At 42.1% G+C, this 19,037-nt stretch carries 15 protein-coding genes; 12 read left to right on the top strand and 3 right to left on the bottom strand.

Going from position 1 to position 19,037, the window contains the following annotated elements; translation table 11 throughout:
• The first annotated feature begins 467 nt into the window (after positions 1-467).
• A complete protein-coding gene (locus L5M11_RS20950; protein WP_263178734.1) occupies positions 468-1,337 on the top strand; it encodes a hypothetical protein in 870 nt (289 codons plus the stop codon).
• Between the two features lie 353 nt (positions 1,338-1,690).
• Here L5M11_RS20950 and L5M11_RS20945 read toward each other — a convergent pair whose 3' ends face one another.
• A complete protein-coding gene (locus tag L5M11_RS20945; RefSeq protein ID WP_263180290.1) occupies positions 1,691-2,959 on the bottom strand; it encodes a PD-(D/E)XK nuclease-like domain-containing protein in 1,269 nt (422 codons plus the stop codon).
• 280 nt (positions 2,960-3,239) lie between these two features.
• On the opposite strand from L5M11_RS20945, the gene L5M11_RS20940 reads away from it, so the two are divergent.
• From L5M11_RS20940 to L5M11_RS20930, 3 genes are read left to right on the top strand one after another with little or no spacing between them, the layout of a single operon-like run.
• A complete protein-coding gene (locus L5M11_RS20940; RefSeq protein WP_263180289.1) occupies positions 3,240-4,100 on the top strand; it encodes a hypothetical protein in 861 nt (286 codons plus the stop codon).
• A gap of 1 nt (position 4,101) precedes the next feature.
• Entirely contained in the window at positions 4,102-4,791 is a 690-nt protein-coding gene (locus L5M11_RS20935; RefSeq protein WP_263180288.1) for a TraV family lipoprotein, read from the top strand.
• Positions 4,792-4,800: 9 nt separating this feature from the next.
• Positions 4,801-7,482 (top strand): TraC family protein, encoded by a 2,682-nt coding sequence (locus L5M11_RS20930; protein WP_014620331.1) that lies wholly within the window; start codon positions 4,801-4,803, stop codon positions 7,480-7,482.
• Between the two features lie 5 nt (positions 7,483-7,487).
• On the opposite strand, the gene L5M11_RS20925 is transcribed toward L5M11_RS20930, so the two are convergent.
• On the bottom strand, positions 7,488-8,219 hold the full coding sequence (locus tag L5M11_RS20925; protein ID WP_263180287.1) for an HDOD domain-containing protein: 732 nt from the start codon (positions 8,217-8,219) through the stop codon (positions 7,488-7,490).
• 110 nt (positions 8,220-8,329) lie between these two features.
• Between L5M11_RS20925 and L5M11_RS20920 the strand changes: the two genes are divergently transcribed.
• From L5M11_RS20920 to L5M11_RS20900, 5 genes are all read left to right on the top strand, one after another.
• Positions 8,330-8,824, top strand: coding sequence for a hypothetical protein (locus L5M11_RS20920; protein WP_263180286.1), 495 nt, complete (start codon positions 8,330-8,332; stop codon positions 8,822-8,824).
• 112 nt (positions 8,825-8,936) lie between these two features.
• Entirely contained in the window at positions 8,937-9,827 is an 891-nt protein-coding gene (locus tag L5M11_RS20915; RefSeq protein ID WP_263180285.1) for a hypothetical protein, read from the top strand.
• Between the two features lie 117 nt (positions 9,828-9,944).
• Complete coding sequence (locus L5M11_RS20910; RefSeq protein ID WP_014620326.1) at positions 9,945-10,229, top strand: hypothetical protein; 285 nt, start codon at positions 9,945-9,947, stop codon at positions 10,227-10,229.
• A 319-nt stretch (positions 10,230-10,548) separates the two neighbouring features.
• Positions 10,549-10,932 (top strand): GNAT family N-acetyltransferase, encoded by a 384-nt coding sequence (locus L5M11_RS20905; protein ID WP_263180284.1) that lies wholly within the window; start codon positions 10,549-10,551, stop codon positions 10,930-10,932.
• 338 nt (positions 10,933-11,270) lie between these two features.
• A complete protein-coding gene (locus L5M11_RS20900; protein WP_263180283.1) occupies positions 11,271-15,512 on the top strand; it encodes an Ig-like domain-containing protein in 4,242 nt (1,413 codons plus the stop codon).
• Positions 15,513-15,558: 46 nt separating this feature from the next.
• On the opposite strand, the gene L5M11_RS20895 is transcribed toward L5M11_RS20900, so the two are convergent.
• Entirely contained in the window at positions 15,559-15,900 is a 342-nt protein-coding gene (locus L5M11_RS20895; protein WP_263180282.1) for a hypothetical protein, read from the bottom strand.
• Positions 15,901-16,092: 192 nt separating this feature from the next.
• Here L5M11_RS20895 and L5M11_RS20890 point away from each other — a divergent pair, with 192 nt between their 5' ends.
• Genes L5M11_RS20890 through L5M11_RS20880 form a run of 3 tightly spaced genes read left to right on the top strand, consistent with a single transcriptional unit; the run spans position 16,093 to position 19,035 of the window.
• Positions 16,093-16,596, top strand: a complete 504-nt coding sequence (locus L5M11_RS20890; protein WP_263180281.1) for a S26 family signal peptidase — start codon at positions 16,093-16,095, stop codon at positions 16,594-16,596.
• Positions 16,577-17,932, top strand: coding sequence for a TrbC family F-type conjugative pilus assembly protein (locus tag L5M11_RS20885; protein ID WP_263180280.1), 1,356 nt, complete (start codon positions 16,577-16,579; stop codon positions 17,930-17,932). Before L5M11_RS20890 ends, L5M11_RS20885 begins: the two co-directional genes overlap by 20 nt.
• Complete coding sequence (locus L5M11_RS20880; RefSeq protein WP_263180277.1) at positions 17,929-19,035, top strand: TraU family protein; 1,107 nt, start codon at positions 17,929-17,931, stop codon at positions 19,033-19,035. Before L5M11_RS20885 ends, L5M11_RS20880 begins: the two co-directional genes overlap by 4 nt.
• Positions 19,036-19,037: the final 2 nt, after the last annotated feature.

The following is a 19,037-nucleotide window of genomic DNA, read 5'->3' as shown; positions in this document are numbered from 1 at the left end:
ACATAAAGTACGGGAAACAATTGTCACTTTTGTCGAGCGTCTTAGGAAAGATAGGTTGGAAGTGGACGCAGATTCTTTATTTAAAGAGGTTGATGCTGGAATTAGTATATTTAAAGGCTTCGATTACGAGGCCAGCAGCTAACAAGTTGCTGTACTCGGACTCAACTACGCGCCGTAAGCTTGTGGTTTGCTGCGCAAACTTTACCACAAGCTTACTCTGCTCCGTTGGGCCGGTAAGCAAGGCGTTAGCCCATAGAGATTTTCATCCGAAAATGACGAGTTAGAGTTAATAACCTAACTCATTTTTGTCCCTACTCGTGTCAGGCCGATCAGTTCTGGCACGTTTATGCCCCAAAGCGTGTTGTCGAGGTATTTGGCTTATAAATGACGTATTAGTCGGGTTACTTTGTGTTAGTTACTAACAGACGTATTATTCAATTAAATTAAAGGCATATGGGTGATTGGCTATGGCACTGAATTGGCTGGATAGAATATTCATAAATAAACTAACTAAGGCGTTAGCTATACCTACTCCTGAACTAATTCCCCGTAGCGGAAACAGTGGCAAGGAGATCGATTGTTATAGTGTTTATGTGACCGATAGTAGTGGGCTCTACCTTGCTGATGCCGTAGTAGATAATGGCAACAAGCTTAAAGTAAAAGTGTGGGATGAAGCCAAGAGAACCCATGACAGAAGTACGTTGTTAGATCTACAGAATCTGACTGTGCTGAACTTTACCATACATCATTATCATGGCTTGGTTACGCACACATATGAATCCCCATTTGATTTTTTGATACATGAGGTAACAGGGCTCTATAAGATACAGTCCAAGTATGCACTGTGGAGGTACGCTGTTCCTAGGTTACTACACTCAAAGAAGAAGCATAAGAGACCTGATAGAAGCAGGGTTCTACGTGCGATTATTGAATTGTCTGAAAATAACCACACACAGGCACTAGATGTGATGCTAATTCTGAATAACATCTATGGGATGTACGCTATCTTGCACCCTCAATACCCGACGTTAAAGCAAGCAACGCTATTAGTTATGAGATCATTGGCGGAATCGGGCGATATTGAACTTGTTAATCAATATGAGTGCAGGATTAAAGGTAAGACACTGACAACAATGGAACTGTTACAACTTGATGCTACTGAACGAAGAAGAACAAACGTGACAATGTGGCTAACAGTTGTATTAGCTATAACGGCGTTGTTTCAGGCAAAGCTGGTTATTACAGAGTTGGAATTGAATTTGGATAGCATTGTGAAAGGTGCATGGTTCTGGGTAAAAGAAACATCATCAGGCAAAGCTGATAGCAGTGGAATTTGACATTTGTGGATACGAGAAGTTATCTGAAAGAGGGATTCTGGGGAGCTGACTCTAACTATCTTTTGTCCAGAAACATGTTTCATCGGATGGTCAAGACAACCATTATGAAACTTATTCCTCTCCCACAGAGAGGTGTGTTAGTAGGTGATTCTCAGGAATCAGTTGGCAAGGTGTGTTAGTAGGTGATTCTCAGGAATCAGTTGGCAAGGTGTGTTAGTAGGTGATTCTCAGGAATCAGTTGGCAAGGTGTGTTAGTGGGTGATTCTCAGGAATCAGTTGGCACGCCCCGCCATCGTGAAGCAACTTAAAGGGCTCTATTTTGAATATTCAAAACGGTCATAGAAGCCCGGTATTTAACGGATTGCAGATAAAGCAGATTTACGTCTTGCTAACTTAATTACAGACTTACCTTTTTCCGTATAGCCTAAATAACTTTGCTTAGAAATACTGTTTTGCATATTTTTGATAATTGTTGGTAATTCTGTTTCTGCAATATTCCAATCATCATCATGCAGTTCAAAAACCTCGCAAATATTGCAGTCGCCGGTTTCTACTGTGATTAATGGAAATAGTCGTTCCGTAAATTCATTAGCTCTTAGGTGCGGCTTAATGACCTTTAAGTAAAATGCCGCTTGTAAGTCATAGCGTAAATCCGCGAATTGATAGGAAGCTAGATATGGATTAGCACTTCGCGTGGTCTTAAGATCGCACGGTACGATAATGCCTTTCAATACCACCAACCAATCGACTTTACATTTCAACATCAAACCAGTTTCATTATCTTTAGATATAAACATTACCTCTGGCATACCCAATTTACGGTCTAAAAACTTAGTTGCATAAGTGTTTGATTTTACCGCTTCATCCAGTGCAATAACATCTAATTGCATCTCTCTGGATACAGGTAATTTTAATGCTTTCTGAGCTAACTCGGGAGTCTCGTCTAATAATTTAATGATCGCGCTACAAGTAATATTAAAATCTAGCGCTTCTATACAAGCATCATAGCAATCTATGCCTATATTGGCTTTAATCCATTCAAGCTGGCGAGTCTCAAATGGCTTGTCGCTAACACCAGCAACATGAAGGCGGCGGCTGAGTTCAGATATCGTGCCGGATACTTGCAAGCCGTGTTTGACACAAGCCGATTTCAAGTCAGCTAGACTCTTTAAATCGTTGGGGTAGTCAGCCGCATCGAGCAACGTAAAGCGGCGAGAGTTAAAAACATCCACTCCTTCCAGCACAATCTCATGTGTCAAAGTACCGGTTTCCCGAGATTTTTTATTAAATAATCGCCCGTTCTTGTCCACATAGTTACGTTCATATTTCTTAGGGCTATCGACATAACATTTCACTTGGCTAGAGCTAATAGCATCTAGATCATGATAAACGTCATTGGGAACGTTGGCGTACACTCCTTCGATTAACTTGCCATTATCGTCCAAGAAAGTGGGGCGGTTATTTTTGTAGCCTGATTTAACTAGGTGGGCCAATACCGATGGGATTAACACATCATCAGAAGCAAAAGAGCAAGCAGATTGAAATGCAGTTCGGGGTGCTGGTTCAAAATAAGCAGCCATTGCGCGGTTTAGTTCATCTAAGTCGTAGGCTAAATTAGTCATGATTTTTTTACCTTTAATTATTTATCTACCTCAATCATTGCACTCTTTCTAAATGACGCAAATTTTGGGGTTGAGGCAAATTTAGATAAAAAAATGCCCCGCAGTGCGAGGCGATGGAGTGAGTTCATAGCAGAGCTAGAAGTTCATAATTGCTTTTATAATGTGAGCATCATATCAATCAACTCAATTAGCGCAAGAATTATAGAAAAAAAGCCTCTGAAATTGACAGAAATAGCTAAAACTGGTCAAATGCATAACACATTTATATATTTGGTTGGTTATGAATATCAAAGCAAGGGTTAGAGCAATCTCTACGTTATGTCTATTGTTAGTACATGCTCAATCTTCTGTAGCTAACACGGGCAATAGTGCCGGGCTCGATGCCTTAGTTCAGGCTAATAAAGATGTCAGTGCCACACAAAAACTTCATCCTACTGGCAACACTGGAGGGAACGGTGGCGAGGATGGAAATCAGCTTATTAAAGATGCCTTTTCTATGCTTGACGATATTAAATGGTCGCAAGCTCTGCCAGTGAAAGGGCTCGTTATGATGGTGTCAAAGGACGGCACTCAGGTGTTAGCCTCTACTGATGGCCGCATATTAATAAAAGGAGGTCAGGTATTCGATGGTTGGAATCGCTCAATGATAATCACAGAAGCTAACGCTAAAGCAGCATGGTTAGCTAAAATTGATAAAACATTGGGAGTTTCAGTTAAAGATATGAGTGCATATTATATCGGTGACTTATCTAAACCTGAACCTGATTTGGCTGTTTTTGTTGATCCGTTATCCTCTGATTTAAACAAGAAACTGTTTGCTTCTCTAATACCACTCAAAGATAAACAAATTGCCATTTTATTAACTCCACTGGTGAATGGTAAGTTGGCAGCAGTTCGAGCTAGGCAACTATGGTGCGCTAAAGACCAAGATCAATCCCTTCGTTTGCTTCTTGACGCGGATACCGTCACGGAACCTGAAACTCTCGAAAACTGCGACATTAAAAAATTGTCCACAACCATCGGCGTAACTCAATTTTTACAAATCCAGCGGCTACCGTACTTAGTTAATAGCTATGGGCTGCATTTCGTCGGCATACCTGCTTCTGTACCTACATTTATCGCGCAATCGGAGAAAAAATAAGATGCTCAATCAATTCAAATTAGGCTGTATTACCGTTGGCCTAGCTTCCTTATTCGGTTGTGCGTCGATGTTTGAAACAGGCGAAGAACCCACTGTTTGTGCGAATAACACTAATAGCGGCTTACCTTGTACAAGCACAAGAGACATCCTGAAATATGCAGATACACCTGGGGGGATAGCAGCCGAAAAAAACCGCCGTTTAGAGGCCGAAGATAATGACGTTAAGGTCAGTAAAAATGTTGTCGCAGATCAAGCGCAAAGTGGCTATGGACAGAGTATAGATCTCAATCAAGTTAGGGAAGCATACACATTTACGGCTGATTTAAATCGTGCTCTACCAGCGCCAGAACCTATGGCAGTAAGGCAGCCCCCTAAAATGTTACGAGTCGCATTTGCGCCTTGGCAGGACGAACGAGGTCGATTACAGAATGTCGGTTATGTTTACGCAGAGGTCGAAATTCGTAAATACACCTATGGCCGCGAGGCGTTCAATATGCCTGCACAAATAACACCTCTCTACATTCGCCAACAATCTATTGAAGATGAGCGCAATGGAAATCCTACTAGCATTAATGGTGTCGGTATTAAAACAACTAAAAAACAGTTCAATGCTGATGTCGAGGCGGCTAAAGCAGTATTAGACCAAGCGCCAAAGGCCATGAAAGACGCACTCGAATTTCAAAATAAGTAGGGGCGTAATATGACAACACTAGATCAATGGAAAGCCAATTTAGGGCTCGAAAAATATTCTGCGATTATCCCTATTCTGGATGAGTTTACAGGTGATGACGGCCAACACACAGGATATATATTAGAGGGGGGATATCTTGGAGCTTCATGGTTATGCCCCCCATCAAGCGGTTACGGCGCAAACATAATAAGTACCCTTGACTCGGTTTTTAAGAAAATATATCCAGAAGGTACGGTTATTCAGTTCTCGTTAGTTGCCTGTGATGACCTAGTTACTGTGTTGGACAATTACAAACATTGTCGCGGCAACCGGAATAGATTTGAAACTGTTATTGATACTGAAATTACAACTGACTATATGGTGGACTACTACAAGGCGTTGGCAGATACATCCATACCATCGAGGGACATGGAAGGTGTGCCGCTTCGTAATTTTGAAGTATGGGCGTCAATTAAAGTTCCTATCAAAAAAGCCATGCCAGCAAATGAGGAAGTGGAAGATTTTATAGATATGGCGAATAATTTTGAGGGGTCGTTACAACAAATTTTCGGTTATTGCACGAAAATGGCCCCTGAAATTCTAATCAACCGTTTGCAAATGATCCATAACCCTTCACCGGATGCGGTTTGGCGTCGAGGTATGGTAGTTAATGGGAAACAAGGCTGCTATAAGCCAACACAACCCATACGTAACCAGCTATTAGAATCGGGGACCGAAGTAAGAGTAGATGGTCGAGATCATTTAGTAATTGAGGCCGCCGATGGTACTGAACGATACATTCAAAGCGTGAGCATCAAAGAATTTCCTGACAACGTATATCAAGGCACGTTGCACCTACTTACAGGCGATTGGCTCAAGGGGGAGGATGGTGCAATTCCGGGGAATTTCATGATCAATCTTGTTGTCGAAATGAGTCCCAAAAAAGTTAGCAAGGAGTACGGAAAGCGCCGAGTCATGGCTAAGCAAATTGGAGAAGGGCCGTGGGCGCGATGGATTTCATCACTAAAGTATGGGCTTCAAGATTTTGAATATTACGAGCATTATCTAGAACGTGAGAAAGCACAGCATTGCCGTTTTCACCTCAATTTCCAAATGTGGTCAGACAGCCTGAAAAACGTTAAAAACAACACCAAAAAACTGATAACTCGCATGGAAGGTTATAGTTGGACTGGTGGCGTGGATAGCATGATAGGCCGATTTACGTGGCTAAATTGCTTACCTATGTGTACCACGCCAGAAGTTAGTGACTTTATAGAACGATTCGATTTTCTGCCGAGCAACCTTGTCAAGTTCTTCGTGCCGATGGTGGCATCATGGGCTGGAAATGCCATTCAACGCCCTATATTAACTTATATAGCCCGTGACGGTCAGCTTATGACCTTTGATCCATTAAAGTCAGACTCTAATTACAATATTTTCATTACAGCCACATCTGGTGCCGGTAAGTCAGTATCAGCCAACTACTTAGTAGAGGGCATACTGTCAACAGGGCAATCACGTATCCCGGATGCTTTTGGAGTACAGCATGGTAAGCCTGACGGCGGAAGAGTTTTCATTATCGACTCGGGCCGTTCTTACGTTAAAACTACAGAACTCTACGCTGGTCAATTCGTGGAAGTGCTCCCCGATAACCGCTTTATATATAATTTATGTCCCTTCAAATCCATAGACGAGTCGCAAAAAGACGATGATGATTCTATGCAAGCAACCGAAACTAACAAGTATTTGGGTGCTCAAGGGGAAATGTTGCTTAACATCCTAAAGCTGATGGCATTCCCTCTTGGTGACTGTGACAGTTATCAGTTTTCGCAAATGTCAGTGTTATTAATGCAGCTTTGGAATCGAAAAGGGCGTGAGTCGAGCATTGATGATTTTGCTGATCTTTGTGCAACACACCAACGCATAGACATTCAGCAAATAAGCGAGCAGTTAACACCGTGGTGCTATAAAAGAGGGGGGCAAAATAGCTGGATGTTTAACCCTGACAAACCTCCAATTCAGTTTGAAAAAGACCTTGTAGTGTTAGAACTTGACGGACTAAATGGTAGCGACCAGTTGAAAGCTGTTTGCATTATGCTGTGCATTCAGCGTATTCAGCAGGAAATGTTCAGGCACGATCAACTTCATATAGTAAAAGCGTTTTTTCTTGATGAAGCGTGGGAGTTCTTGAAAGAAAATAAGGGCGTTGACGAGCAGACCAGACAGGTACTACAAACTCTCGCAAAATTTCTTGAGTCGGGGTGGCGAAGATTTCGTAAGTACGGATCATTTGGTGTGTGTATCAGTCAGTCGATGAAGGATGCCAACGAGTCACCAGCGGGTATCGCGATGGCAAGTAATTCCGCGCATTTGTTCTATTTGATGCAGAACGGCGAAGAACTGACTCGGTTAAATAACGATGGGAAATTTATCGAGCAAGACTATCTCATGTTACGTTCAATTAGGACTGTGAGGCCGCATTTCAGCGAGGTAATGATCTGTTCGGGTGGGATGAAATCAGTAGGCCGTCTGTACCTGCCTAGGGCTAAGGCTCTAACATATTCAACGGCACCTGATGAAAAAAGCAAAATTGAAAATATGATGAAAGAGCATGGGATTGATATGTTTTCTGCATGTCAGAAAATAGCCGAGCAAGAGGGGCTCGACTTGGTGGGTTCGTGGCGCAAGCGGTTGAGTGAAGCAGTAAATTGATTGCTTTATAGTTGAAATACACTTATTTGGGCTATGACTTCTTGAATTGCTGATAACGATATATTCGTGTCACAACCAGTGATGTAATTCATATCGTTATTCACGGCCACAGCATTGAGCGCCAATGAGATATTGGCGTTATTACTAGCCAAGTGGCATTCAATGATATTAGAAATATTTCCAGAGAATGACCAATTAGTTAGAAATAAGGGTAAAAGCTCATCATTGAGTGCCAAGCAATCATATAAATCAACATCAAGTTCAAGGTTTTCGGCATAGGCAGCAGCAATCATAGCGCCACCAAATAAGGCTAGACCAGTAAGAAAACTCTCCGGTTTTTGCTCAATATGGTTCAGTGCTATTGCCGCTTCTGTTGCCAACGTCAGCAATTTGGTACTAACCATGTATCCGCGGCCGTTGCTGGATAATTGCCTTAGAGTGATGATTGTAATGATATTGATGACCTGCACTGCTCCAAGTTTGATAATGGCTCGCCGCAAGTCCGAAATATTGTTTACGGAGGTTGAAAAAGCTGAGTTCGCAATTTTGATGAATACGGCTGACAGTCCCGCGTCTTTGATAACGATCGAGTAAAGTTTTTCTAGAGCATTGTCCTGACTCAGCAGCATTTGATATTCAGAAATGGGAGCTTTATTTACTAGCAGCTCCATGTCTTGCTCTAACACCGCTTTTGCGATGGTCTTAGTGGTTAAATTATCGAGATTATTAAAAGGCATAGACATTCCTAAACAACTAAACAATAACTTTAGCATACACGAAATAAGGTTTAGGTTCAGTTCTGGATCTATATAAATCTACTCGTAAGTTATTGATGTAAGAGGTTAACATGAATAAAAGCTTTAACAGATATCTAACCATCTGCGGGATGAATCTTACGATGGTCATCATGATGTTGGGACTAATTAATACGGCTCACGCAACAGAAACTACGCAATCGGAGTTTTGTGCTGTTGCTATGAGCCAATTCCGTTATTACGCACATGGATATGAAACGGGTGCTAAATGGGTCCCCGGTAGTGATCAATCACCTAAGTATGACGAAAAAGAGATTAATCCAGAGGGTGTGATCATTGATTACTACATAGCTAAGGATTATTTAGATGGGTCGGCGCAGCTCACTAAAACAATCACTAGAAATCTAATTCATACGGCCTATGACAATTACAAATCAGGTCACAGCTCAGCATTTGGAAGCTATTGGACGCTCGCATCTTGTATGGGGTTTATTGATAAGCCTATTCAGTTCCTTGGTCGCTGCGACCGGCAAGAGGTCAAGCCTACTCAAAAGGGGTTTAAGCAGTTTTTAGGCTGTGCGTCATAGGTTATTACTGTGAGACTAAGTGGTTTAATTGCGAGTTGATCCATTTGGCTAGTTAAGTCACAATCAACACACAATTTTTATTTTGAAGTTTATATAAATTATTTGGTGGAGCATGACAAAAATATCATTACTAAAGTTAGGAAAGGTCGCGTTGATAGTGCTATTGACGTTGATTTTTACATTTATTTTTCAAAGTGTTTTTCATCAAAATGGGTCTGCGGTTTCCGTTTCTTCCGGGGGGGAATCCACACCAACAGCACTCACAAAATTGTTACGCAGTAACAGCAATAACAAAATAACCCAACATTGGAGTGTTACCGATGGCAACGCGGTCATTAGCGGTTGGTTAGTTGATTTAGCCGGTCAAAAGCAGATTTATTGGAGCGTTGGCAATTTTGTACTCGCAGGGGGCTTGGTTGACCAAAACGGAGTTAATTTAACTGAGCAGTGGGCTAAAACATTAGGAGTAACCGAAGATGATGCTGGTACTGGTCCTGTGCAACAACAAGCAGCCAGAGTACCTACGGCAACTCAAGATTATACTGAACAAGATTGGCAAAGTTTAGCGTCTGCAACTTACATTCAAGTGGGTGTTGAACAAAGTAATCCCGACAATGCCATTTACATATTTTTTGAACCGTACTGCGGGGCATGTAGTGGTTTGTTAGAGCGATTTAAACCCATTATTGATGAAAAAGGTCTTGATGTCAGGCTAATACCGCTTGCGTGGATTAGCTCTAATTCGGTCCCAGTTATACAAGGAATGATTAATGGGGGGCGGGATGCTGTATGGGCGCATGAAGCAGCTAAAATATCTAAATCTCCGTCTGTGACTGCTGTGCCAACCCCTGAAACAAAAATGGCGATTATCCAAAATTCTGAACTGATGGGTACGCTTGGTGTCTCGGGTACTCCAACTGTGTTTTATCGTGAAAATGGTGTATTGATTAAGGCTGTTAACAGTCAAGCCGCATTGCTGAAAGCGGTAGCTTCAAAAAAATAAATCTAGTGCTATCAAGCCATTTATGTATTAAAAAACAGTGGCTTGATAGCTAAAATTTGCGTGACTTGGAATAGGATATATAGTGAGGTTCTAGTTTTTAAACAAATAGGTTTTTGTATGTTTGGTATATCAGGCAGCAATTCAGGAAATCAATTCATCCTCCGCAGTGGCGAATTTAACTACATTGAGTTTGTTCGTTATCTAGCTAAGTCATTAAGCGTTGGCTCCCGCATTAATCCTCGCTGCTTTCGAGCAACCAAAGCGCATGGCAATAATGACAAACAAGAAGTGGCAGAGAAGCAGTTACGAGAAGTCTTTGACACTCAGTTTGGTAATCGTAACGGTTTTGAGCGAAAACGTTCGGAGCATGGCGGTTACGAATACCTCAAAGTATCACCATAGTAATTAAGTTTTTTTACAATTAAATCAGGGACACACAAGAATGATCGTGAGTAGACCAATTAATAACGAAAATAATGACTTGCTTGTAGGGTGTGAGCAAAGCTGTTTGTTGATTCGTGATCTGAAAGATAACCTCGTCTTGTGCCAAAAAGCACCGGATGGTGGGTGGACGCATGATGCGCTTGAGGCTTTTGATTATTATCAATATAGCCCCTATGGGTGGGATGCATATCTAGGGAACAAAGACAATTGGATAGGTAGTTCAGAAGTGTAGGGTTTAATTTAGTTATATTAGTTTTACACGTAATTGGAGCTCACTATGAATCTAACAGCACCTGAAACGAATGAGGCAGGTTATGCCGATGTTTTTTCTAAAGAGCCATATATAGATGCTGAAAGCGATGGAGAGCGGTACTTGATACACATGTTGTATGTTCCCCCTAGTCTTAGGTACAAAGGGATTGGTCAATCATTATTTAAAAAATTTCTGCTGAATTTACCATCTAATATTAAGTACCTTAGATTGAAAAGTGCGGCCCTAGGTTCTGGTGATACGCTACCATTCTGGCGTTCTCTCGGCTTTTCGTCTGCGTACACTGGAAATGATGACGCAAGCCGGATTCTGCATTTATCTGTCAATGGCTATGCTTTGCCGCCAGTTGATGATGTGGGGCCAGATGAACGTCACTATATTTTTGATTAACCCTAAACTGCTCATCCTCATTTTCAATACCTGTAATTCATTACGCATTATCGCTGTAAATCCCTCACATTAATAATCCAGTGACAAACCTATATCTTCGTAAGAGTTAGGCATCAATAACCTGGGATGATACTTCCACTGATTTTACCCTTACAAGTTAAACCTTCACCACTATTAAAGATTTAATTAGTTTTATCTACTTTTTAAGTGTGTTTTTTATTGATTCAAACCTAGCATAATCGCTTAAAATTTATCTTAAAAACCTCTAAGGCCATTTAAGTTGTGATAGCATCACTATTAATATAATTGTGTTATCTGTGCGTGGGGGTATGAACGATATGAGTACATTAAGCAAGACTATATTAGTCGCGGCAATATATTCGCAACTTGTGTGGCATTCACAAGCGTTTGCGGTGTCGGGTGTGACTATCACTGGGGAACTGACGGCAAAAATGCCGGAGGTAATACTAGCGCCTTTGACGGGGGTTACTGCGAATGTCCAATCAGTCAACATTAAACCATCGCAGGGGGGTAATGCGGGTTGTAATCTAACTACAGATGATATTGCAGCTAAGGCGTTTACTCAAACGCAGGGCAATTTATTGTGCTTGCTTGAGTGGTCATTACCATCGGGTTTAAGTGCTTACAGTGATGGTTTTCAGGGGTACTTCAATAACTACGGTAATAATATTATCGGTTACACCGTTAGCATTTACTCTGGCAGTAATAAGGAAAAAGTAGTTGTAGAAACGGGCTCCATGACTATCCATGCCGCTCAAGCTATTGCGCCAAATCTCATTGAATTGATTAGTGATTTGACCACTGGGCCACAAGTTGGCAAAGACATAGAAAGCAACAGTAAAGGTAATATTCTCAAGTCCGTCAAAGTTACTGCGGATTCAAGGCCATATAACCAAGTGGTAAATATCCCTTCCGTGGGGGCGTGTACTATCCCAAAAGACACTCAGTCATGCACAATCTCTACGGCTGGTATAACGATAATAACTGATCCCAGTAATGATATGGGCTCAAACAGTTATAGTTTTAGCATTGATTCTGATAACGCATACTTTGCTACAATGAGTAATGAGTTTAAATCTCAATACAATATCGCATGGGATTTTAGGGCACCTAATTTCGATTATTATGTGATGCAGTCGGTGGCCGCAGGTAACGAGCTGCCAATTACAAAGACGCTTGATAATGGCATGGTCATTACAGTAGTTAACGAAAAAGCATTACTGACAGTAAAAACTCCGCACGAAGGTAAATCAGGAACTTGGTGGCACCCTAACGCCAAACTCACGCTAAAGCCAGATGCAAGCTATCAAATTAAGACGCCAACTTATGTGTTAGGCGGTGATAATATTTTGTCTAACGATGTGATCAATCTACCAACTGGCGAGTTTCAACTGAATCCCAAATTATCAACACAATATGGCGACACTTGGGCGTTTGAATTCGACTTATCAACCTTGCCAGATGGGGTTTATATCCCTCAAGCCAAACTGATAGATGCGTACAGTAACTATTGGGAGGGCAGTGTAAGCACATCGACTAGCATCGACCGTAACCCACCAACTATTAGAATTTATAATACAAATGGTGGCATTGTGAACGCCGCAGATCCAATTTATTTCTTTGATGATATTTTGGTGGCCGCAGTTGATTCTATGTCAGGTGGGGGAAAAGTCATCGCTGCGTCAGTAGACGGGCAAAGTGTACTTGGTGAGGGTGTTGAGGAAGGTGTCGAATATCTGAAAATGCTTAAAACTCCTGAATCTCAGTTAGAGCCTAACAGCAATAAGATTTTGTCTGTGGTAGTAAAAGATAACGCCGGCAACACATCAGTAGAAGAAATTTCAATCCGATATATGCCCGTGAAATGGCAGATTGATGATCGCAGTCAAACATACCAGCGAGGTGTTCAGTCGGTAGCTATGCCGTTAAAAAACACAGAGGGCGTTGGCTGTCGTATTTATGCGAGCCCTGAGCTTGCTAGAGGCGCAATAGGTGACATTACTTATCGCTGCTTTATCGAATGGCTGCAATACCCGAGTGGCTTGAGCTCGCAATGGCTCAACTCTCAACAAGTGCTTACAGGGACTTTCCAGCAATCAACAAAACCTACGTTACTTAATGAGGCGCAGTACAAAGTTTGGATGATAAATAAGAAAGGATCTGAGGCAATTAGCTATATAGGTAAGCAAGGGTTTAACGTTGTAGAGCCAACACCTCCGACAGTAAGTGTGGCTAAGTATCGTGAGTATAAACCAGAGATTTTCACTACAACAGTTGATGGTGGAGTGGTAACAACATCCTCAGCCGAGTTTATAAACGGTGATCTGGTTTTTAGCATATCGAGCAGTGACGGTACACAAACTAATTATCCTTATGTTCAATCCGGTTCGGCGCAGTCTAAAAAACGGATAGGCAAAGTATTGACTGTGGGCAAGTCAGCATTGTGGACGGCCAGAGATATTGAGCTAAAAGCGCAATACACCGGTGACAATTCAGCGTTCGGAGTTAAGAATTTAAAAGTTCTTACTGTGCCAAGTTCATTCATTATAGCCAAACTAGAAACGCCAGAAGTGGTCCAAAATACGCAGTCTGTTATTACGGCTAAAGTAAGTATCGGAATTGTTGATTATCAAACCAGAAAAATTACTTACGACAAAGATACGATGGGTGAATGGTCGGCGGTAGTAGCAATTGAAACGCGAAGCAAGGATGGGTTATACCATTATAAAAATCTGACAGATACGCTAGAGATTGATAAGGAGGGTAAAGCCTCTGCTAACATCCCATTTGTTGATTTAGCGATTGGCAGCTCTCGCTTGGTCGCATTAGTAAAAGTGGATAGTAAATTACCAGATTATGAAAAAACGATAAAAAGCAACTCAGCGTTTTTCCAAATTTATAAAGGTGAAGCGATAGATGGAGAAATTCAATTAAGACGCATGGCTGGTAAAGCACCTTTCACCGCCCAATTGCTGTATATGCCTGACACTCTAAATGACCGCCGGGCTAAGGGTGATGTCACTTGGGAAATGTCAAAAGATGAAGGTGTTACTTGGTCAGTGCTCGCGACCAATAAAGATGTATTTCAGACAGTGTTAGCTAATAAAGGGCTTTATCAGTTTAGAGCTCAAATTACTAATAAGTTCAGCGGAATTAAGGCTACGACTGATTATCAAGAAATCTTGGTTTATGAAACACCAGTTTTAAAAATTAATGGTGTATCAGCACTGCATCCCGCAGAAATAGCTAATTACACATTAATAGATAACGGTGAAGCGGTAGACTTAACATCAACAGAAGTACAGTGGTCACTCGATGGCGTTAATTGGGTGGATGGCAGCGATATATTTACGTTAACAATGGACGGAAATACTCGTTATAACCTGCAAGCTAGAGCTGCTTACGAAGGAACTGAGCTAGCGGGGAATGCTCGTTATGCTAAGGCTGTGAAGATTGTACGTGCCGCACGTTTACAACCAGTGCGCCTTTCTCTGCCAATAATGAAAGCTATGGAAGAAGGGGTGAGTTACACCGTAGATGCTGTCAGTTCATTGGCAGATGTGGCGGCGGGAACCGACATCATAACTGAGTGGAAGTTACCTGATGGAACGAAGGTGTTAGCACAAAGTATCACCTACATTCCAACCGGGGATGATGTGACAAAAAAACAGGTTACGCTCGAAGTTAGAGCCTGGGCGGATGGGTATAAAACGGAAACTGAAACCCTCAAAAGACTGTCACCGGCTGCGTGGCGTTATAGTTTTCCGACTTTTGAGATTATTAGCAAAACATCTAGTAGTTATGCCCCAACTTCGGGTTCCATGCTTATTAGTACACCAACGGATTTGCCCCCTTACTATTCAGGTGTGACATTTAACGTTGAGTGGGATGTTCCTAGCAGTTACGAGGTGATCCGCAAAACGGACAAGCAGGTTGTGTTTAATGTAACTGAGGCCGGTACTGATAGCGTCAAAGCGACTATCACAGATAGCAGAGGGAGCGCGAAAGTGATATCGACTTATATCGGTACAAACAAAGCGCCAGAACCACAGTTAAGTATCGAGCCTCGTTATAGTAATAATCTTATGCGTGAACCGCTGACCATCATCGCTAACTTGTCCGGAAAAATGGGTCACCCATTAGACCGCGTTAATACGGTAGCTTGGTATCTCGATGATAATCTCATTGAGCCTAAAAACCTGCGCGTGGTTATCTCCGGTGTGGGCGAGGGCGTTCACAAGCTCAAAGCGGTAATGACCTCTACATTCAATATTCAACGCGAGTATGTGATGGAGGTGCCCGTTGCTAAAAACGTACCGCCAGTGTGTGAAGTCAAGCAAAGTAACTACTCTAATGTTATCCGGTTAGACATGAATTGCTCTGATGAGGATGGAAAAATGGTTAAATTTGAGTGGAACATTAATGGCGAAATATCGCCCTATATTGGGTCATATATGTACGTCAGTAAAACCGCAGGCTATAACGCCGTGATTATAGCGCGGGGAGTTGACGACTCTGGTGCGTTTAGTAACTCAATCGAAAAATCGTTCTCCTACTAAGAGTAAGTATAAACAATAATAAGGGCGCCCAAATTGGGTGCCCTTATTATTTGCGGACATAAACCTCAGTTTCTAACTTGTTAGCCAAGGCTTCTGCACCAGCTATCAGTGCATCAAGGCTTTCCGTGTAATCTGAGATAACATCGTAGCCTGAATTGCCATAAACAAGCTGAACAGCACCCATATACGCACCTTGGGCGCTGCGAAACCTTAACAGATCTTCATCACTGGACATAACGGCTTCCATAATATCCACGAACGATGAAGATCGTTTTAAGCACCATTCCTCTGAATCAAACACCGACACTTTATAATTTAATGCTAGTGCATCTTCTATAAGTTTTTGAATTATTGTTTTTTCAAGCTCAATACGTTTTTCAATGCTCATTTCAAACTCCAAGTTAAGTGCAGCACCTTTGCTGAATGATTAACTGTACGAACAATGTTTATGCTGGTCAATGCTCGCTTAACGCATTTTTATTCATCAATTGCGAGGGCTTGGGTATTGAATTACATAAGTTGATGTACGGCACCTACTCTAGTAATATATAAAAACTTTTAAAACATAAAGGTGTGTTGAATGAAAGTTGATAAAATCCATTGGCGCTACACATACCTATTTCCTATCTGCATTGCAGCAGGGCTAACGCTCACCGCTACATGGTTTAGTCATTCATATAAACTCATTTTCGTGGCTAATTCTGATAAGTGCATTCCGGGCAGTATCTTTGTTGTTGATACCACACAAAGAAACATAAATAGAGGGGATTTAGTTATGTTTAAATCCCACAAAACAGACATTTTACCTGCAAATATCAACATTATAAAAATAGTTGCCGGGGTCGCCGGTGACAGTGTTGATGTGGGTGTTTATAGCGTTAAGAACAGCTCAAAAAAATATCCGGCACCGATTGAGTCGGCAGCTCTGGCGCTAGATATAGATGTAAAAAATCTCATTGGTATACATAAAGTAGCTAGTGACTCTCTTTTTGTTCTAGGCACTGAATCAGGCAGCTATGACAGCCGTTTTTTCGGTGCAATAAATAACTCACAGGTGATAGGCCGTGCATATCTCATTATTTAATAGGCTTACACTGGTCGCTGCTGGAATTATGTCTATGTCCGGCGCTTACGCCGATGAGAGCTATCAGCCATTCATGCAAGACGCCAAGCGTCAAATGGATGCCGTTCGCCAACAAATTGAAAGTGCAAGGAGTGAAAACGGGGCACAAGTTAATAAGGCTGGTGTGCCAATAAATCAAGGTTCTTATATTTCTCAAGCGCAAATGTTAACTCAGCAAGCCTCTGAAATCCGTGAAAATGCAGATAGCATATTGGTAAACCCGAGTGCAGCAGCTAACGAAGATATTAGCAAAAAAGCTCTAGCCATTCGCAATAAGATACTAACTAAACCGCCCTCGATAGAAAGTCTAAAAAAACAAGCAATAGACGCAAACGGAGAAGTGCTAATTTTCGCATCGTTTGGGATGCCTGATTTTACCATGCGTTCAGTGCTAGTTGCTGCGGCTGAATCGGCGGTAAAAACCACAATTGTTTTTCGCGGACTAAAAGACGAATCAGTAGATATTCGTGATGCCTCGCGAGCGATCCGTCAGGCCATTGTAGATGCAGGGCTTGATAAGTCGCCTCGCGTCATAATAGATCCTCGGCTGTTTAACACTTACTCAATTGATGTCGCCCCTACCATGCTATTTAGACAGGGGGGGAAGGTGGTTACAGCTACCGGCTTAGAGTCTATTGAGGATTTTGTGAGTCAATCAAGGTCCATGATCCAAAGTGGTTCATTGGGTACGTTGTCAGACACTTACAACATAACAGAAATGGACATGTTGGAGCTTATCCAAAAGAAACTAAAAACGATTAACTGGGAAGATAAAAAAGGCGAAGCCATTCAGCGGTTCGTTAATCGAAAAGAAGTCGCGCTAACTGAAAGCTCCAAAGATGAAGATGTGCGCTACAGGATAGATCCACGCGTTAGATTCACCAAAGACCAAACAACTCCTGATGGGAAGTATTTTGCTAAAGCGGGGGATGTAGTTGATCCAACCGCATTACTTACTTTTGAAACTCGCTTGTTGATGGTTGATCCAAGTAGTCAGCGTCAACTCAAATGGCTGAATGACGAATTAAAAGCGGAGCCTAATAAACAAATTTATATTTTGTTGTCCTCACTCCCGACAGGTAATGACCTTACTGAATTTGGGCGCTTACAAACTAAGTTAGATCGGCGGTTATATCTGATGCAGCCAAACATGATCACCCGCTTCAAATTAGAACACTTGCCCGTTCGTGTTGATCTACTAAAAGGCGAAATTAGAGTGACAGAAATCGGGCAAAGGGCGCTAAACAGTGCCGGGCTACCCGCATTGTTGGTTGAAAAAACAGGGGTAGCAAAATGATTAAAAACGCAGTGCGAGTATTGATTTTGGCATCGAGCATTTTTGTAGGTGGAACGTCAGCAGGTAGTATGCCGGATGCTGTATGTCCAGACGCAGGATACTTCAATAACCTCATAAACTCATTTTGCTGGTCTTGTACCCTACCATTCAACCTAGCGGGTTTTTCTGACAACGTGCCAAAAGGTGCTAACGATAGTGCATTATGCTCATGCTCTGACGCACTGGGCGTACCTGAATTGGGCGTGTCACTAGGCTACTGGTCACCAGACCATTTGGTTGAGGTTTCCGCTACGCCTTGGTGTAGTCCTACACTCGGCGGTACGCTGATGCAAAACGATTTAACCATGCGTGGGAGGCCATCAAATCCTGAGACTCAATCAGCAGAAACTATATCGTTCCTGCATTACAACTACATAATTAATCCGGTTTTTAAAATGCTAGGTTTGTTTTTGCTGCCAGAATGCGACACATCCCCAGGATTTTTCGACCTAGACATAGCCTATATGTCGATACTGGATATCACGTATGAAAACTCTGCCTTATCGTTCCTGTTCACTCCTGACGCCATTCCGATAGCTAACCCTATTGGGCGCGCAACTTGCGTTGCAGACGGTATGCTTATGACCAGCAGCGGAAGTGCGAATGAATCATTATGGTTCTGTGCTGGATTAGATGGGCCATTGTATCCGCTTACAGGTTTTATCCATGCTGATAATGACTTTATACGTAACACGCAGTTAATTACCACACGCTCACTCGCGGCCCTACATCGTAGAGGGTTGGCGCGTAAAACTTATGGTAAAGATGCTATGTGCTCTCCTGAATACAGCCCAATGATTCCAAAGGCGCAATATAAAATTTCGATGATGTACCCATCGCCGGAAGCTAACCCCGCCGCAGCTTCGGCGGCAAAGCCTGACAAATCAGCTAATAGTGAAGGTGATAGTCAATCAGAGTTAGATGGTAGTTGGGATGAGTGTTGTCACCCGCTAGGTTGGCCGACTATTTGGTGGGGTGCCGGTCGTAAGTCAGTGGGGAACGGCAAAGACCAACACGCAGTTTATTCTATTTTCCGCTATACCGATTGCTGTGTGAGGATGTGAGT

This window comes from Shewanella sp. SM87 (assembly GCF_025653705.1).
Lineage (GTDB): Bacteria > Pseudomonadota > Gammaproteobacteria > Enterobacterales > Shewanellaceae > Shewanella > Shewanella oncorhynchi.
Note: the sequence above shows the minus strand (reverse complement) of the source record. Positions and strands in the feature narration are given on the sequence as shown.

Bases quoted from the DNA above. Each gene is read 5' to 3' on its own strand.
- L5M11_RS20910 (WP_014620326.1), top strand. From the start codon at position 9,945: ATGTTTGGTATATCAGGCAGCAATTCAGGAAATCAATTCATCCTCCGC.
- L5M11_RS20905 (WP_263180284.1), top strand. From the start codon at position 10,549: ATGAATCTAACAGCACCTGAAACGAATGAGGCAGGTTATGCCGATGTT.
- L5M11_RS20880 (WP_263180277.1), top strand. From the start codon at position 17,929: ATGATTAAAAACGCAGTGCGAGTATTGATTTTGGCATCGAGCATTTTT.
- L5M11_RS20890 (WP_263180281.1), top strand. From the start codon at position 16,093: ATGAAAGTTGATAAAATCCATTGGCGCTACACATACCTATTTCCTATC.
- L5M11_RS20920 (WP_263180286.1), top strand. From the start codon at position 8,330: ATGAATAAAAGCTTTAACAGATATCTAACCATCTGCGGGATGAATCTT.
- L5M11_RS20950 (WP_263178734.1), top strand. From the start codon at position 468: ATGGCACTGAATTGGCTGGATAGAATATTCATAAATAAACTAACTAAG.
- L5M11_RS20930 (WP_014620331.1), top strand. From the start codon at position 4,801: ATGACAACACTAGATCAATGGAAAGCCAATTTAGGGCTCGAAAAATAT.
- L5M11_RS20945 (WP_263180290.1), bottom strand. From the start codon at position 2,959: ATGACTAATTTAGCCTACGACTTAGATGAACTAAACCGCGCAATGGCT.
- L5M11_RS20900 (WP_263180283.1), top strand. From the start codon at position 11,271: ATGAGTACATTAAGCAAGACTATATTAGTCGCGGCAATATATTCGCAA.
- L5M11_RS20915 (WP_263180285.1), top strand. From the start codon at position 8,937: ATGACAAAAATATCATTACTAAAGTTAGGAAAGGTCGCGTTGATAGTG.
- L5M11_RS20940 (WP_263180289.1), top strand. From the start codon at position 3,240: ATGAATATCAAAGCAAGGGTTAGAGCAATCTCTACGTTATGTCTATTG.
- L5M11_RS20935 (WP_263180288.1), top strand. From the start codon at position 4,102: ATGCTCAATCAATTCAAATTAGGCTGTATTACCGTTGGCCTAGCTTCC.
- L5M11_RS20895 (WP_263180282.1), bottom strand. From the start codon at position 15,900: ATGAGCATTGAAAAACGTATTGAGCTTGAAAAAACAATAATTCAAAAA.
- L5M11_RS20925 (WP_263180287.1), bottom strand. From the start codon at position 8,219: ATGCCTTTTAATAATCTCGATAATTTAACCACTAAGACCATCGCAAAA.